Genomic DNA, 14075 nt, shown 5'->3' with positions numbered 1-14075 from the left:
TAAGTTAATAGTTTTTGAAAGGAATTAGAATGTCGCTGCTATCGTTGTTAAAAACGAGTGTAATCTTCGCTTTCAGTATAGGATTGATCGCTTTTGCATCACTGGTTTTGGCAAGCTGTGAAGGTTGCCTGTGTCCGGGAGATCCTTGCAAGCTTTGTCCGTTACCGGCGATGGAAAATGATCCGCCCAAACCCAACGAACCCGATTTGTGCGCCAAAATTAGAGAAAAAGTGCCGCCGACTTCGGCTCAGCCCGGCTCCAACGAATATTTTCCCAGTTTGGATAAATCAGTCATGGTATGCGTCAACGAAGGGGGGGATGTCATCCGGAATAAACAGCGCAGTGCCGAATATCCAGCCCGGTTTTACTGTAGACCGCCGCGTTCCGTAAAAAAGGACTAGCACGATTCTTTCCCTTTCTTGAGCGCATCCGGTTTGCATGCTGCAGTGGATTACCTGCTGGTTTTCATTTTTCCCGGTTAAAATTTTTCTTAACTGAGAGTATCTGTTCCGCAATCGATCAGATCGTGCCGTCAGTTACTTGACGGTTATTTTCTTGGCTGCTGAGCCGTTAACTTTCGGAAGTGTCAGTTCGAGTATGCCGTCTTTATATTTCGCTTCCGTTTTTGCTTCATCAACCGCGCTGTTCAGCGTGAAACTGCGATAACTGGAGCCCTGGTAACATTCGCGGCAAATTACTCGTTCTCCCTCTTTTTCTTCCTTTTCCCTTTTGGTTTCGGCGCTGATGGAAACCCGGTTGCCGTCAACTTGTACTTTAATATCTTCTTTATTGACACCGGGGATTTCTGCGCGGACGGTATAGGTTTTATCGTTTTCCTTCAAATCGATTTTGATCAAAGACGCAATTTCCGATTCATTGAGATATGGACGCAACCCAAATCCTTTGAACCAGTCATTCATATTCATGAAAGGATCGAAGCGTACTAAATCGCCCAATAATGGAGAGCGTCGAACAATTTTTGACATGATATCAGCCTCTTGGATGGTTGTTATTGTGTAACGCTAAAACTCGATTATTCAGTTTCGTTTGTGAGAAATTGAAAATTGATAGTGTTGCTATCGAATACACCCAGCTCATTGTCAACTTCCATTTCCGCCTCGAGCCAATCTTGTACCGCATCCGCTTCACTGCCGCTAAAGCCTCGTTTCTCGGCGCGATAATACGCAGCGGTAGCGATCATTTCCTGGCGGCCGGTGCGTTTGGCCGAATTGATGACGTGATGTGCGAGTATATTTTCTTCACTTTTGGATAATTTCGTCCGCGGTCTTTTGGTTGCAGTTTCACTGACTTTGCTTGGCATTTGATCGTTCTCCTTTATATGAATATTTCAAACTCAAGAGACTGAGCGGGTTAAAAACCGCTATCGATTGACTATCTTAGAGAAAATTTTTTAAAAAATAAGTAAGAAAAAACTTATTTTTGACTAAGTAAAATACTTAAATATTGACAGCGCTTTTATTTTTGTGATGATACAAAAGTGAATCTTTTCGCGTATCTTGCGATTGTCCGAGAATCTCACATATTTTTTGAAATTCGCCGCGAATGGCAGCAGGCGGTTTTTTAAGATGAGCAGCCAAAATCTTGGCATCGGTTGTTTTCAGGATAAAGCTCGCTTCGAGCAACCGGTACAGCACCGGGGTGAGCATTTTTTTGTTATCGATGGTATCAATGAGACGTGCGGCATGCATTTTGGCGCGCCGCAATTGACCTGCTTCGTAAAAGGGATAGTTACTTTTTTGTTTGGAAAGAGGGTTACTGACGGTAAGGTTATCGAGAGTTTCAGCTGGTATCATTTGAATTTACTCCTCACGTAGGGTGATAGTTCCAGGATAACAAGCTCATGTGACAAGAATATAACAGTCCATTGAAACTTGCTTCCGATGATTCACTGTAACTTGGAAGGGAGGAAACTACAATGCGGCAAATTGCCGCTCTATTTTTATTGTTGCTGTTGGATTGTATTCGACCATCGTTTTTGCATTGTGAAACGGCTGACCGGATAAATAAATAAGCATATCGCTTATCTTTATCTAAGCAGAATGCTTAGAAATTCATAGAATACGGTTCGACGCGTGATTCGAGCTCGCAATCGTTGTACATCTTTTTGTCATCCATGTTTAAACGAGCTTAAATCCCGCAGCCTGGACTTGGCTGCTGCCCCGGTTTAGCGCCGCTTGCACGGCATCATCCGCACTTTCCAATAAAATAAACTGCATCGCCCTGCGCGTTGCTTCCGGCACATCGCGCAAATCCTTTTCATTGCGTGCGGGCAGCAACACGGTTTGGATGCCGGCACGTTGCGCTGCGAGTATTTTTTCCTTGATGCCGCCGACCGGCAACACCAATCCGCGCAAACTGATTTCACCGGTCATGGCGACATCGTGACGTACCGGCCGGTTGGTGAACAGGGAAGCGAGCGCAATGAACATCGCCACACCGGCGCTCGGCCCATCTTTCGGAATCGCGCCCGCAGGCACATGCAAATGCACATCGACGCCATCAAACAATGCCGGCGGGACATTGAGATCGCTGGCGCGCGCTTTCACCAGCGTGAGCGCCGCTTGCGCGCTTTCCTTCATGACATCGCCGAGCTGCCCGGTAAGAATCAGCCGCCCGCTGCCGTTGACGCGCGTGGCTTCAATGAACAGGATGTCGCCTCCCACGGGCGTCCACGCCAAGCCGGTGGCGACACCTGGTAAATCGGTATGCAATGCCAATTCATGTTCGAACTTTTTCGGCCCCAGAATCGCGTCCAAGTCATTCGCGTCAATGCGCACTCGCTGCTGCTGACCCTCGGCGATGCGCAACGCCGCATGCCGCATGACCCGGCCGATTTCCCGTTCGAACTGGCGCACGCCGGCTTCACGCGTATAGTTCGCCACCATGCTTTCCAGCGCGGCAGGCGTCAGCGTGCACTGTTCTTCGCGCAAGCCGTTTGCTTCGCTTTGGCGCTGCACCAGATAGCGTAATGCGATCTGCAGTTTTTCCTCTTGCGTATAGCCGGGCAGATCGATGATTTCCATGCGATCGCGCACCGGCGGCGACACAGTGTCGATGACGTTCGCCGTGGCGATGAAAATCACCCGGCTCAAGTCAAACGGCACACCGAGATAATTGTCTCTGAATGTTGCGTTTTGCTCCGGATCGAGAATTTCCAGCAATGCGGCCGACGGGTCGCCTTGGATGCTGGCGGACATTTTGTCGATTTCATCGAGCATCATGACACAATTGCGCGCACCCGCCTTGCGCAAGCCCTGCACGATATTGCCCGGCATCGCGCCGACGTAGGTGCGGCGGTGACCGCGCATTTCCGCTTCGTCGTGTACGCCGCCGAGGGAGACGCGAACGAACGGGCGCTGCAAGGCGCGTGCGATGCTCTGCCCGAGCGAAGTTTTGCCGACTCCCGGCGGTCCGACAAAACACAAAATCGGTGCACGGCCTTGCGGTTTCAATTTCTGCACGGCGAGAAACTCAATGATGCGCTGTTTGATGCGCTCCAATCCAAAGTGATCCGCTTCCAGAATCCGGCGTGCGCTATTCAGGTCAATGGGCGTTTCTTCAGGCAAGCGCCACGGCAATTCGATCATCCATTCCAGATAGGTATGCAGCATCGAATACTCGCTCGACGCGCTCGGCATACGCTGCAAGCGCTGCAATTCCTTGCGCGTTTGCGCTTCAATATCGCCGGGCATGCCGGCTTTGCTGATCGCTTCTTCCAGTTGCGCGATTTCCTGATCGTTTTCGCCGTCCTCGCCCAGTTCTTTCTGAATCGCTTTCAGCTGTTCATGCAATAAAAACTTACGCTCGCGATCTTCCATCTGTTCTTTGGTACGTTCGCCGATCTCCTGCGACAAGCGCAAAACCTCGATGCGGCGCGACAGAATATGCAACACTTTTTGCAGCCGCTCTTCGGTGTCGATCGTTTCCAGCAGCATTTGTTTTTCGCTGACTTCGGTATCGAGCAGGCTGGCGGTAATGTCGGCCAGATCGGATGGCGCGCGCGTGGCTTGCAAGGAATGCGCAAGTTCGGCAGGTACGCCGGGTAACAGCGAAAGAATTTCCATGGCGCGTTCGCGCAATTGCAAAGCGAGCGCCTCGGTTTGTGTGGAAACTTCCGCGGGTTCCTTGAGGTGTTTGATACGAGCGGCAATGAAAGGATATCCCTCGACGAGTTCTTCAATCTGGAAACGCTCCACGCCTTGGCAAATGACATGATGCGTTTTATCGTCCGAGGCGACATGGCGCACGATGTTGGCGATCGTACCGGTGCGGCATAAGGCGTCCAATCCCGGCTCATCCACTGCGGCATCTTTTTGCAGCACGATGCCGATGGGTGTCTTGGATTTCAGTGCTTGCTCGATGGTGGCGATCGAACGGATGCGGCCAACGGTAATGGGCATTAGGACATGCGGAAATAGCACCACATTGCGCATCGGCACCAAGGCGATCACATCGGCAGGCAGCGATTGGCTTATGACAGGTTGCTCCATAGCGGCTCATCCTCCAGGAATGTAAAGCGGGTTGTATTGCTCCTCTCGAATATTTGCACGCTTAACCAGGAATTCAAGTGAACAGCGCTGGTTAGTGTTCGAGGTAACCGGCTCAATTGCGGCAATTTGCCGGCTACCCAGGAAAACGATGTTGTTACGGGCGATGCCGAGTTTCTTTTTTCTGCTCGTAGCGTACCAGTTTGGCAAGGTCGAGCAGCTCTTCCGATAATAATTGCAGCGCATCGTCCAGTGTCAGTATGCCGACCAATTCTCCCGCTTCATCCACAACCGGCAAACGCCGGGCGGTTTTACGGCGCATGAATTCGATGGCTTCGTACGATGCTGCGCTCTCTTTGATGGTAAATATTTCCTGCGCCATGATATCGCCAACCGTAATGACGTTTTCGTCCAATTCGGTTGCCATAACTTCTATAACCAGATCGCGATCCGTGATAACGCCGACCGGAACCTGACGGCCGTCACGCTTTTCGACTACGATGACGGCACCGACATGATACTGGCGCATCAGCTTGGCAGCTTCCACAGTGGTTGCATCGCGCTGGATGACAATAACTTCACGATTGCAAATTTTACCGACAGACATCAGATTTCTCCTTTCTTCTCAAATAAGTGGAAAACGGTTGAATTCCCGGTTCAGCGTGACCAGTGCACGCGCAGCAGGTTTTCCGCCGGGTTGTAATGAAACTCCAGGTCTCCTTGATACGCTTCGTGGATAGCCTCGCCGATACCGCGCGCGAGATGTATGTCGGTGGTGGTAATCAGCACTTCGCCGTCTTTCTCCTCGGTCGCCATGATCCGCTTTAACGGGTGCTCGGTTTTTTCCTTTTTCTCGAAGTGCTGTACCAAACGCATAATTTCATCGCGGTGTTCCTGTAAGAAATCGCCCTGCAACATCAGGAAGCCCGCCGGATAACGATCATGAATGCGCTGGCAAGCCGGACAGCTATGCTCGTGCGCGTTGGCCGGTGCGCCCAGCCATTGCCATCGCCCTTTATGAAATACCGCGTTGCATTGCGGACATACCGTCGGTTCAGGAAGTTTGCCGGTTATTCTATACGCATCGTGTATTTGTTCCTGAAAAATACCATCGCGCCGGTTGATTGGATGGAAACCAGGATGTGTGCTTTTTGTACCCATGGTAAATCTCCTTCTAAACAACTTTTTTATTTAAATTTATATTGTTGCATCTGCGGATGAGGCCGGTTTGCTTGCGCCTGACCAAACCGCCGCTTCCATCTTGCGCGCTTTGATAATTTTGTCAAGCGTTTCCATCATGCTTCATTCTGCGGTTTCCCGCTCGTGCAGTATGCGTTCCCGATCCACTTGATCCGTCAGTGCTTGCAAGGCATTTGAAATCGTTACCGGATATGCGGGGGCGGGTTCAAGTGCAGTCATGGCAGTGGGCAGGCGGCGGTAATTTTTCAGCGTTTGATCGCGTAGCATAGCTAATGGAATTTTGGGATGAAGGCGTTTGCTCGAACGCATCATGGGCTGGATCAACGCTTCGCCCGGTTGCGGATCATTACCTTGCAATGCGATGACATCGGCGGCGATACAGCCATCCCTGTCGTACGAGCGGTAAACCTGCTTTCTTCCCGGCCATGTGGCCTTGCCTTCGGAATGTTTGCGGCGCGGTCTGCCGGCGTATTCCTGCAGTTTATACGCGCAATCCAGCGCCGGCGCGTCAATGGAAATATCGAGCGCGGTGCCGATGCCGAAACCGTCGATCGGTGCCTGCGCGGCTAACAGCGCATGCAGCTTGTACTCATCCAGATTGCTGCTGGCGAAAATGGTGGTGTCGCGCAGACCACCAACATCGAGTATGCGGCGGACATTGTGCGCGTGCGCGGCCAGGTCGCCGCTGTCCAGGCGCACGCCCTTGATCGTGATGTTATCGGCTGCAAGCTTTGGCGCCAAGTTTACCACCTTGCGCGCTGCCGCCTCGGTATCGTAGGTGTCGATGAGCAGCACCGTATTATCGGGATGACAGCGGGAAAAATGCTCAAACGCTGCGCTTTCATCCTGATGCGCCTGAATATAGGAGTGTGCCATGGTGCCGAACAACGGGATGTCGTACATCGTACCGGCCAGTACGGTTGCGGTGCCGGAAAATCCCGCCAAGTAGCTGGCGCGTGCGGCCAGCAATCCGGCTTCCGCGCCATGCGCGCGGCGCATGCCGAAATCCACCAGCAGTTTGTCTGGTGCTGCCAGCACCGAGCGTGCCGCTTTGGAAGCGATCAGGGTTTCAAAATGCAGCAGATTGATGATGCGCGATTCGACCAATTGCGCTTGCGGCATCGGTGCGGTGATGCGCACAATCGGCTCGTTGGGAAAAAAGATCGTGCCTTCCGGCATGGCGTGCACATCGCCGTCAAAGCGGAAGTGCGTGAGATAGCGGATGACCTGCGGCGGAAAGCGTGTGGCGAGCCAATCCAGTTCTTCCGGTGAGAATCGCAGATTCTCCAGAAATTCGATGACTTGTTCCAATCCGGCGGCAACGAGGAAATTCCGTCCGGGCGGAAGCTTGCGTACAAACAGCTCGAACACGGCGGTTTCCTCCATGCCTTGCTCGAGGTAGCTTTGCAGCATGGTGAATTGATACAGATCGGCCAGTAGGGGACTGGAAAGCGGGTTCATGCAAGCTCCTCGTAGCGGATGAGCTGTGCACCCAGACGAAGCATTTCCTGCAATGCACGCTGACCGTCACCGGGTTGACGGTCGATGGCGCGCACCGCGTCCTCCAGTACGAAAGCGGCGTATCGCAACCGCAACGCATCCTTCACGGTATTGAATACGCAATATTCGGTTGCGACGCCGCCAACGAAAACACGCCGGATATGCAGCGATTGCAATAATGCATCGAGCTGCGTACCGCTAAAGCCGGAATACGCATCGCTTTCCCGCGCAGGATGAAAAGCCGCGCCGCCCGATCCGGCGATGCAGTGCGGCGGCCACGGGCCGCCTTGCGGCTGAAAAGAACAGTGATCCGGCGGATGCCAATCGCGCGTGGCGAAAACCGGCAAGCGGTGCGCGGCAAAATAAGCGAGGTAGCGATTGAGCTGCGGAATGATGTCATTGCCTCCGATAACTGCGAGACTTCCGCCCGGCAGAAAATCATTTTGCATGTCAACCACGATGAGCGCATCTCCCGCTGCGGGTGCAATTTTCATGCTGTAAATTCATCATTAGCGCTTATAGCTTAGGGAAGCGCTGATTAATTCGGTGGACGAGATGAAGCACGAGACGCACGGAACACAGCAACCGAGACATATCAACAAGATAGGCGAGGGAGCGAGTACCACGCAACGAAGTGATTCGCTCGTATAGTCAATTAATCAACGCTTCCTTAAGGAAGCTCTGAAAAAGTGCCGAACGGTGATTGATCTGACAAAATACAGGTATCTTCCCCTACAGAGCCAACCAATGAAACAGATAACCTTTGCAGACGCTGAGTACTCGAACAAACGCAAGCAGACCCGCAAGGAATTATTCCTGAAGGAGATGGAACAAGTAGTGCCGTGGAAGGGATTGATCGGGATGATTGAACCGCATTATCCGCGTGGAGAAGGCGGCCGCCCCAGCTATCCCCTGATGGCTATGCTGCGAGTGCATTTGTTGCAGAACTGGTTTGGTTACAGTGACCCGGCCATGGAAGAAGCGCTGTATGAGACTACGATCTTGCGCCAGTTTGCTGATCTTGACCTGACTCGGATTCCGGATGAAACCACCATTCTTAACTTTCGCCGGTTGCTGGAGCAACACAGTCTGGCAGCGGAGATTCTTGTTGTCATTAACGGTTATCTGGGAGATCGCGGTCTGTCGCTGCGTCAGGGCACTATTGTTGATGCCACCCTGATCGATGCACCCAGTTCAACCAAGAATAAAGATGGCAAGCGTGATCCGGCAATGCACCAGACCAGAAAAGGCAATCAGTACTACTTTGGGATGAAGGCTCACATTGGTGTCGATGAGAGATCGGGCTTGGTGCACAGTGTCGTGGGTACGCCCGCCAATGTAGCTGACGTTACCCAGGTCGACAAACTACTGCACGGTGAGGAAAGCACCGTCAGTGCTGATGCGGGCTATACAGGAGTTGAAAAGCGTGTCGAACATATTGACCGCAAGGTCATCTGGCAGATTGCTGCACGCCGTGGTTCTTATAAGAAGCATCGGGAAAACAGCTTTTTGTATCAAACTCTACGCCAGATTGAGCGTGCCAAAGCCAGGATTCGCGCCAAGGTTGAACACCCCTTCCGGGTGATCAAGCGTCAGTTTGGATATACCAAGGTACGCTTTCGTGGATTGGCCAAGAATACGGCACAGCTCATCACGCTGTTTGCTCTTTCCAATCTGTGGATGGCACGCAGGTTTTTGCTGGCAAATACAGCAGAGCTGCGCCCGTAACATTCAAAATGATTGCAGAAAGAGCTCTGCAGTCACAAAAACATGAGATTTACGGCGAGTTTGATTGTTCTCTGCGCATCTCGGCCTTTTTTATAATGAAAATATCTGAAGAATCTAAGAAATATCACACTTTTTCAGAGTTTCCTTAGGTCACACGGTCATTTCCCGCCGTTGGGTACATGGTGTTTGCCCGTGCTGACCCGCTTTGCTTGATAGCCTTCACTGCCGATATCTTCGAGAAACTGCACTTCGCTGCCGGGTGCCAGCTGATCAAAATCGTGACCGGCCAAATTGTCGCGGTGAAAATACAATTCTTCCCCGTCCGCAGTCTCGATGAATCCATAGCCTTCGGTCTTGAATAACTGCGTCACTTTGCCATGCAATACCGGGGCGTGCGCTTTGGTGGCGCCGCGTTGTTTGCGAGCGTGATCTTCCAGCTGGCGTTTGGCGGCGTCGAAAGCATCGCGTACGGCGACGTAGACATCTTCATTGGCGACGCGATTCACCACGATTTCACCGCCCGGTACGGTCATGTCGATGTGCACATCAAACATCCGGCCTTGATGGTGGTGTTTGTGCGGAAGTTCGACGACGATCCGGCAGCTCATGACATGTGGATAAAACTTCTCCAGCTTTTCGGCTTTTTCGCGGATATGGCTTTCAAGCGCTTCAGAGTGCGGTATGTCTCGCGTGGTGATTTGCAAGGTGACTTCCATGACAATTTCCTCCTGGTCGGTTGAGTTTATGTTTCTAATAAAAGGCTATCCTTTGATGCATACTTTCGGCCGCAGAAACGCAACCCGGCGTGCCAGTCCCGCTTGTTCCGTGACCTCGGCCACCTGGTCGACATCCTTATAAGCACCCGGCGCTTCTTCCGCCGCGCCGCGCATCGAACGGGTGCGGATCAGGATGCCTTGCCGCTCGAGATCATCGATCAAGGTCCGGCCGTTCCACAGTTTCAACGCTTGGTTGCGGCTAATGGCGCGGCCTGCGCCGTGGCTGCATGAAGCAAACGCTTGATTGGTACGGGTACCGGCGAGAATGTACGAACCCGTGCCCATACTGCCACCGATGATGACGGGTTGCCCCACATCGCGGTATCGTGCCGGCAACCTGGGGTGTCCGGGTGCGAAAGCGCGCGTGGCGCCTTTGCGGTGCACATGCAGCCAGCGGGTTTTGCCGTCTACTTCGTGCTGCTCTTCCTTGCAGGTGTTGTGCGAGATGTCGAACAGCGTTTCCAATGATGCCTGGGGGTAGATTTCGGCGAATGTTTCGCGCGTCAGGTGCGTCAGGATTTGCCGGTTGGCTAAAGCGCAATTGATCGCGGCGTTCATCGCGCCGAGGTATTGCTGACCTTCCGGCGATTTGATCGGGGCACAAGCCAATTCCCGGTCGGGCAAGTGGATGCCGAGACGGCCAGTAGCCTTAGCCAGCATCACCAGATAATCGGTGCCGATCTGATGGCCGAGTCCGCGCGAACCGCAGTGGATGGAAATAACCAATTGACCTTCGTGCAAACCGAAAGCCTGCGCCGTGACGTCATCGTAAATGCGTTCCACGACCTGCACTTCCAGATAATGATTGCCGGAACCCAACGTGCCCATTTCGCCGCGCTGGCGTTTTTTCGCCAGTTCGGATACGTTACCGGGCACCGCACCGGTGACACAGCCGTTTTCTTCCACATATTCCAGATCCGCAGCATTGCCGTAACCCCGTTTCACGGCCCACTGCGCACCGCCCAGCAGTACTTGATCGAGCTGCTGCGGGTTGAGATTGATATGGCCTTCTTCGCCGACACCGGCAGGAATTGTAGCGAACAGCCGGTCGGCCAGCCGCTCAAAATGCGCCGCGGCCTCGTGCACATCGAGATTGCTGCGCAGGCAGCGGATGCCGCAGGAAATATCGAAACCGACACCACCTGCTGAAATGATGCCGCCCTGTTCGGCGTCGAATGCCGCCACGCCGCCGATGGGAAAGCCATAACCCCAGTGCGCATCCGGCATGGTCATCGCCGCTCCGGCCAGGCCGGGCAATGCGGCGACATTGGCGATTTGTTCCAGCACTTTGTCGTCCATGCTTTCGAGCAACGGTGCATTGCCGTATAGCAAAACTTCCGCGCGTTTGCTACCGGGTGCTTTGGGCAAGGTCCAGAGATAAGCGTGCAGTTGTTGTAATTGTTGCAGATTCATACGTCCACCACGCAGCGGGATTCCCATACCGGGCCGATTTGCTTCACTGCGAGCATGGTCAAGGTCGCGCCTTTGACTTCCACGCCGCATTCCAAACCGTCGCGCCATTTCTCTCCGGCGACTTTGGCATGCCAATGATCATTCTGGCGTTGGAGATAAAAATGGCTGAATACCATGCCGAGTTCCCGCGCCTTTCCTAACAGGAGGTTAAGCCACACCACCAGTGCCAGCTCAAGGTCGGATTCCTCGAATTCGACGGCTACGATCGTCACGGGTTGCACTTCCTCAATCTGCGTGATAATGGCAAAAACCGCATGCGCCGCCGCTTCAAACGATTGTTCGATGGTCAGGCCGCGGCCGATGATTCCAATGTCGGCATCGTGTTCGAAATACGATGAGCTCATTTTTTAATCACTTTATAAAAAAGTAGTTTCATTGTAGTATTTTTGCCGGAAGAAGTGTATTAATCTGAAAAACCGTTGCGATTGATCAATTAACGCATAACGCACGCCATGCGAGTGTAGCTCAAGAGGAGGTTGCATGCCGAAACACAATGCCGATATTGCCGCCATCTTCGAGGAGATCGCCGATTTGCTGGAGATTCAAAGCGCCAATCCGTTCCGTATCCGCGCTTACCGCAATGCCGCCCGTATCGTGGGCGAATTGTCGCAAGAAGTATCCCGCTTGCTGGAGAAAGGCGGAGACCTGACGGAATTGCCGGGTATTGGCGACGATCTGGCGGCAAAAATCAAGGAAATTGCCAGCAGCGGCCACTGCAGTTTGCTCGACCGGCTGCATACCGAACTGCCGTCTGCCATCACCGGGCTGCTGAAAATTCCGGGGCTTGGTTCGAAACGGGTGAAAGCGCTGTATCTCGATCTCGATGTGCAAACGATCGAGCAGTTGCATCGCGCGGCGCGCGATGGCCGTATTCGCTCACTGCCAGGTTTTGGCGAGAAAACCGAGAACAATATTTTGCAAGCGATCGAAGCGCATGCCAACCAAACGCAGCGTTTCAAGCTGGCCGTGGCGGCTCAGTATGCCGAAGCCCTGGAAAAATTTCTGGCTGCTATTCCGGGTGTCGTGCGTGTCACGGTCGCCGGCAGTTACCGGCGCATGCGCGAGACCGTGGGCGATCTGGATATTCTGCTGACGGCACCGGCAACGGCGTCGAATGAAGTAGTGCAGCGTTTCACAACCTATGATGAAGTGGTTGAAGTTTTGTCAGCGGGTCCGACACGCGCCAGCGTGATTCTCAAATGTGGATTGCAAGTCGATTTGCGCATCGTCGAGGAAGAATCCTACGGTGCGGCGCTGCATTATTTTACCGGCTCCAAAGCGCATAACATCGCCATCCGCCGCCTGGCGCAGCAGAGAGGTTTGAAAGTCAACGAATACGGTGTGTTCCGTAATGACACGCGCATTGCGGGAGAAACGGAAGCATCGGTGTATGCTGCAGTGGGCCTTCCCTATATTCCTCCCGAATTACGCGAAAACCGCGGCGAGATCGCTGCCGCAAGGGCAGGGCGGTTGCCGCGCTTGGTGGAGCAGGGCGACTTGCGCGGCGATCTGCATGTGCATACCAAGGCGACGGATGGTCATAACAGCTTGCGCGAGATGGCGCTGGCGGGATTGGCCAACGGCTTTGAATACCTTGCGATTACCGAGCATTCGCGCCGGCTGGCTTTTGCGCATGGCCTCAATCCGTTGCAGTTGGAGCGGCAGTGCGATGAGATCGATCAATTGAATGCCGAATTGAAAGGGATTACCTTACTCAAGAGCATCGAGGTCGATATTCTGGAAGATGGCAACCTGGATTTGCCGGATAGCGTGCTGGCCCGGCTGGATATGGTGGTCGGCGCGGTGCACAGCAATTTCAATTTATCCCGCGCCAAACAAACGCAGCGTATTCTGCGCGCCATGCAGCACCCGTATTTCACCTTGCTGGCGCATCCGTCCGGGCGCCTGATTCAGCGCCGCGCACCGTATGATGTCGATATGCTGCGCATTATCCGCGAAGCCAAGGAACGCGGTTGTTTTCTGGAACTGAATGCGCACCCGGAGCGGCTGGATTTGCTCGATACCCAGTGCCAAATGGCCAAGGAGGAGGGTGTGCTGATCAGCATCAATTCCGATGCGCATAGCGTGTACGATTTTGCCAATCTGCGGTTTGGTATCGGCCAGGCGCGGCGTGGCTGGCTGGAAAAAAACGACGTGCTGAATGCCAGGCCGCTGAAGGAATTGCGCCGATTGATCAATCGTACCCTGTCTTAATTACCATTGAGGAGAACTTGATGATTTTCGCTGACCGTATCGCAGCAGCCGGGAAACTGGCGCAAGCGTTGTCCGAGTATCGCGATAAAAACCCGCTGGTGCTCGCCATTCCGCGCGGCGCGGTACCGATGGCCAAGGTGATCGCGCAGCAGTTGAACGGCGAAATGGATGTGGTACTGGTGCGCAAACTGCGCGCACCTGGAAATCCGGAATACGCCATCGGCTCCGTCGATGAGAGCGGCTGGGTATATTTGACCGAATATGCCGAGCGCGCGGGTGCGGATCAGGCGTATATAAAGCATGAAGTGTCCGAGCAACTGGAAACCATCCGGCAGCGCCGCGCGCATTATACCCCCGGGCGCACACCGGTCGATCCCGCCAGACGTATTGTAATCGTCATTGATGACGGCTTGGCTACCGGTTCGACCATGATCGCTGCGTTGCATGCGTTACGCAACCAGAAGCCGGCTGAATTGGTTTGTGCGGTGCCCGTCGCGCCGCCGGAGACACTGAAAAAACTGCAGGGAAAAGCGGATCGCATTGTATGCTTGTCAGCGCCCGATAATTTTTATGCCGTCGGGCAATTTTATGCGGATTTTCCGCAGGTGACGGATAACGAGGTGATCGCTTGTCTTGCCGGATCATTCCGGCAGGCAAAGGATTGATAGGGTATTTT

Annotated in this window: 15 protein-coding genes; 4 read left to right on the top strand and 11 right to left on the bottom strand. The window is 53.4% G+C overall.

The annotated features are described in order from the left end of the window. The first annotated feature begins 35 nt into the window (after positions 1-35). On the top strand, positions 36-401 hold the full coding sequence (locus tag HRU78_11345; protein ID QOJ25031.1) for a hypothetical protein: 366 nt from the start codon (positions 36-38) through the stop codon (positions 399-401). Positions 402-536: 135 nt separating this feature from the next. Here HRU78_11345 and HRU78_11340 read toward each other — a convergent pair whose 3' ends face one another. The 8 genes from HRU78_11340 to HRU78_11305 form a co-directional block, all read right to left on the bottom strand. After that, positions 537-986, bottom strand: coding sequence for an Hsp20/alpha crystallin family protein (locus tag HRU78_11340; GenBank protein ID QOJ24162.1), 450 nt, complete (start codon positions 984-986; stop codon positions 537-539). Positions 987-1033: 47 nt separating this feature from the next. Further along, on the bottom strand, positions 1034-1321 hold the full coding sequence (locus HRU78_11335; protein QOJ24161.1) for a DUF2934 domain-containing protein: 288 nt from the start codon (positions 1319-1321) through the stop codon (positions 1034-1036). A 136-nt stretch (positions 1322-1457) separates the two neighbouring features. After that, the gene (locus HRU78_11330) at positions 1458-1814 is read right to left on the bottom strand and encodes a hypothetical protein (GenBank protein QOJ24160.1); all 357 of its coding nucleotides are present in this window, start codon (positions 1812-1814) and stop codon (positions 1458-1460) included. A 324-nt stretch (positions 1815-2138) separates the two neighbouring features. Further along, positions 2139-4511 (bottom strand): endopeptidase La, encoded by a 2373-nt coding sequence (gene lon, locus HRU78_11325; protein ID QOJ24159.1) that lies wholly within the window; start codon positions 4509-4511, stop codon positions 2139-2141. A 154-nt stretch (positions 4512-4665) separates the two neighbouring features. After that, on the bottom strand, positions 4666-5115 hold the full coding sequence (locus tag HRU78_11320; GenBank protein QOJ24158.1) for a CBS domain-containing protein: 450 nt from the start codon (positions 5113-5115) through the stop codon (positions 4666-4668). Positions 5116-5165: 50 nt separating this feature from the next. Then, entirely contained in the window at positions 5166-5669 is a 504-nt protein-coding gene (locus tag HRU78_11315) for an ATPase (protein QOJ24157.1), read from the bottom strand. A gap of 141 nt (positions 5670-5810) precedes the next feature. After that, entirely contained in the window at positions 5811-7169 is a 1359-nt protein-coding gene (locus HRU78_11310; GenBank protein ID QOJ24156.1) for a nicotinate phosphoribosyltransferase, read from the bottom strand. Continuing rightward, positions 7166-7702, bottom strand: coding sequence for an isochorismatase family protein (locus HRU78_11305; protein QOJ24155.1), 537 nt, complete (start codon positions 7700-7702; stop codon positions 7166-7168). Before HRU78_11305 ends, HRU78_11310 begins: the two co-directional genes overlap by 4 nt. A 253-nt stretch (positions 7703-7955) precedes the next feature. On the opposite strand from HRU78_11305, the gene HRU78_11300 reads away from it, so the two are divergent. Next, a complete protein-coding gene (locus HRU78_11300; protein QOJ24154.1) occupies positions 7956-8936 on the top strand; it encodes an IS5 family transposase in 981 nt (326 codons plus the stop codon). Between the two features lie 158 nt (positions 8937-9094). Here the strand turns inward: HRU78_11300 and raiA are convergent, their stop codons facing one another. Genes raiA through HRU78_11285 form a run of 3 tightly spaced genes read right to left on the bottom strand, consistent with a single transcriptional unit; the run spans position 9095 to position 11529 of the window. Further along, on the bottom strand, positions 9095-9652 hold the full coding sequence (raiA, locus tag HRU78_11295; protein ID QOJ24153.1) for a ribosome-associated translation inhibitor RaiA: 558 nt from the start codon (positions 9650-9652) through the stop codon (positions 9095-9097). A gap of 45 nt (positions 9653-9697) precedes the next feature. Beyond that, positions 9698-11125: an RtcB family protein gene (locus tag HRU78_11290; GenBank protein ID QOJ24152.1), complete on the bottom strand. Its 1428-nt coding sequence runs from the start codon at positions 11123-11125 to the stop codon at positions 9698-9700. Continuing rightward, on the bottom strand, positions 11122-11529 hold the full coding sequence (locus HRU78_11285) for an archease (protein ID QOJ24151.1): 408 nt from the start codon (positions 11527-11529) through the stop codon (positions 11122-11124). Before HRU78_11285 ends, HRU78_11290 begins: the two co-directional genes overlap by 4 nt. A gap of 136 nt (positions 11530-11665) precedes the next feature. Between HRU78_11285 and polX the strand changes: the two genes are divergently transcribed. Continuing rightward, entirely contained in the window at positions 11666-13399 is a 1734-nt protein-coding gene (gene polX / locus HRU78_11280; GenBank protein ID QOJ24150.1) for a DNA polymerase/3'-5' exonuclease PolX, read from the top strand. 20 nt (positions 13400-13419) lie between these two features. Further along, the gene (locus HRU78_11275) at positions 13420-14064 is read left to right on the top strand and encodes a phosphoribosyltransferase (GenBank protein ID QOJ24149.1); all 645 of its coding nucleotides are present in this window, start codon (positions 13420-13422) and stop codon (positions 14062-14064) included. Positions 14065-14075 lie beyond the last annotated feature (11 nt).

It is taken from the genome of Gammaproteobacteria bacterium, assembly GCA_015709635.1.
Lineage (GTDB): Bacteria > Pseudomonadota > Gammaproteobacteria > Burkholderiales > Nitrosomonadaceae > Nitrosomonas.
This window is presented reverse-complemented; position numbering and strand designations above follow the sequence as displayed.

Bases quoted from the DNA above. Each gene is read 5' to 3' on its own strand.
- HRU78_11340 (QOJ24162.1), bottom strand. From the start codon at position 986: ATGTCAAAAATTGTTCGACGCTCTCCATTATTGGGCGATTTAGTACGC.
- HRU78_11335 (QOJ24161.1), bottom strand. From the start codon at position 1,321: ATGCCAAGCAAAGTCAGTGAAACTGCAACCAAAAGACCGCGGACGAAA.
- HRU78_11330 (QOJ24160.1), bottom strand. From the start codon at position 1,814: ATGATACCAGCTGAAACTCTCGATAACCTTACCGTCAGTAACCCTCTT.
- lon (QOJ24159.1), bottom strand. From the start codon at position 4,511: ATGGAGCAACCTGTCATAAGCCAATCGCTGCCTGCCGATGTGATCGCC.
- HRU78_11320 (QOJ24158.1), bottom strand. From the start codon at position 5,115: ATGTCTGTCGGTAAAATTTGCAATCGTGAAGTTATTGTCATCCAGCGC.
- HRU78_11315 (QOJ24157.1), bottom strand. From the start codon at position 5,669: ATGGGTACAAAAAGCACACATCCTGGTTTCCATCCAATCAACCGGCGC.
- HRU78_11310 (QOJ24156.1), bottom strand. From the start codon at position 7,169: ATGAACCCGCTTTCCAGTCCCCTACTGGCCGATCTGTATCAATTCACC.
- HRU78_11305 (QOJ24155.1), bottom strand. From the start codon at position 7,702: ATGAAAATTGCACCCGCAGCGGGAGATGCGCTCATCGTGGTTGACATG.
- HRU78_11300 (QOJ24154.1), top strand. From the start codon at position 7,956: ATGAAACAGATAACCTTTGCAGACGCTGAGTACTCGAACAAACGCAAG.
- raiA (QOJ24153.1), bottom strand. From the start codon at position 9,652: ATGGAAGTCACCTTGCAAATCACCACGCGAGACATACCGCACTCTGAA.
- HRU78_11290 (QOJ24152.1), bottom strand. From the start codon at position 11,125: ATGAATCTGCAACAATTACAACAACTGCACGCTTATCTCTGGACCTTG.
- HRU78_11285 (QOJ24151.1), bottom strand. From the start codon at position 11,529: ATGAGCTCATCGTATTTCGAACACGATGCCGACATTGGAATCATCGGC.
- polX (QOJ24150.1), top strand. From the start codon at position 11,666: ATGCCGAAACACAATGCCGATATTGCCGCCATCTTCGAGGAGATCGCC.
- HRU78_11275 (QOJ24149.1), top strand. From the start codon at position 13,420: ATGATTTTCGCTGACCGTATCGCAGCAGCCGGGAAACTGGCGCAAGCG.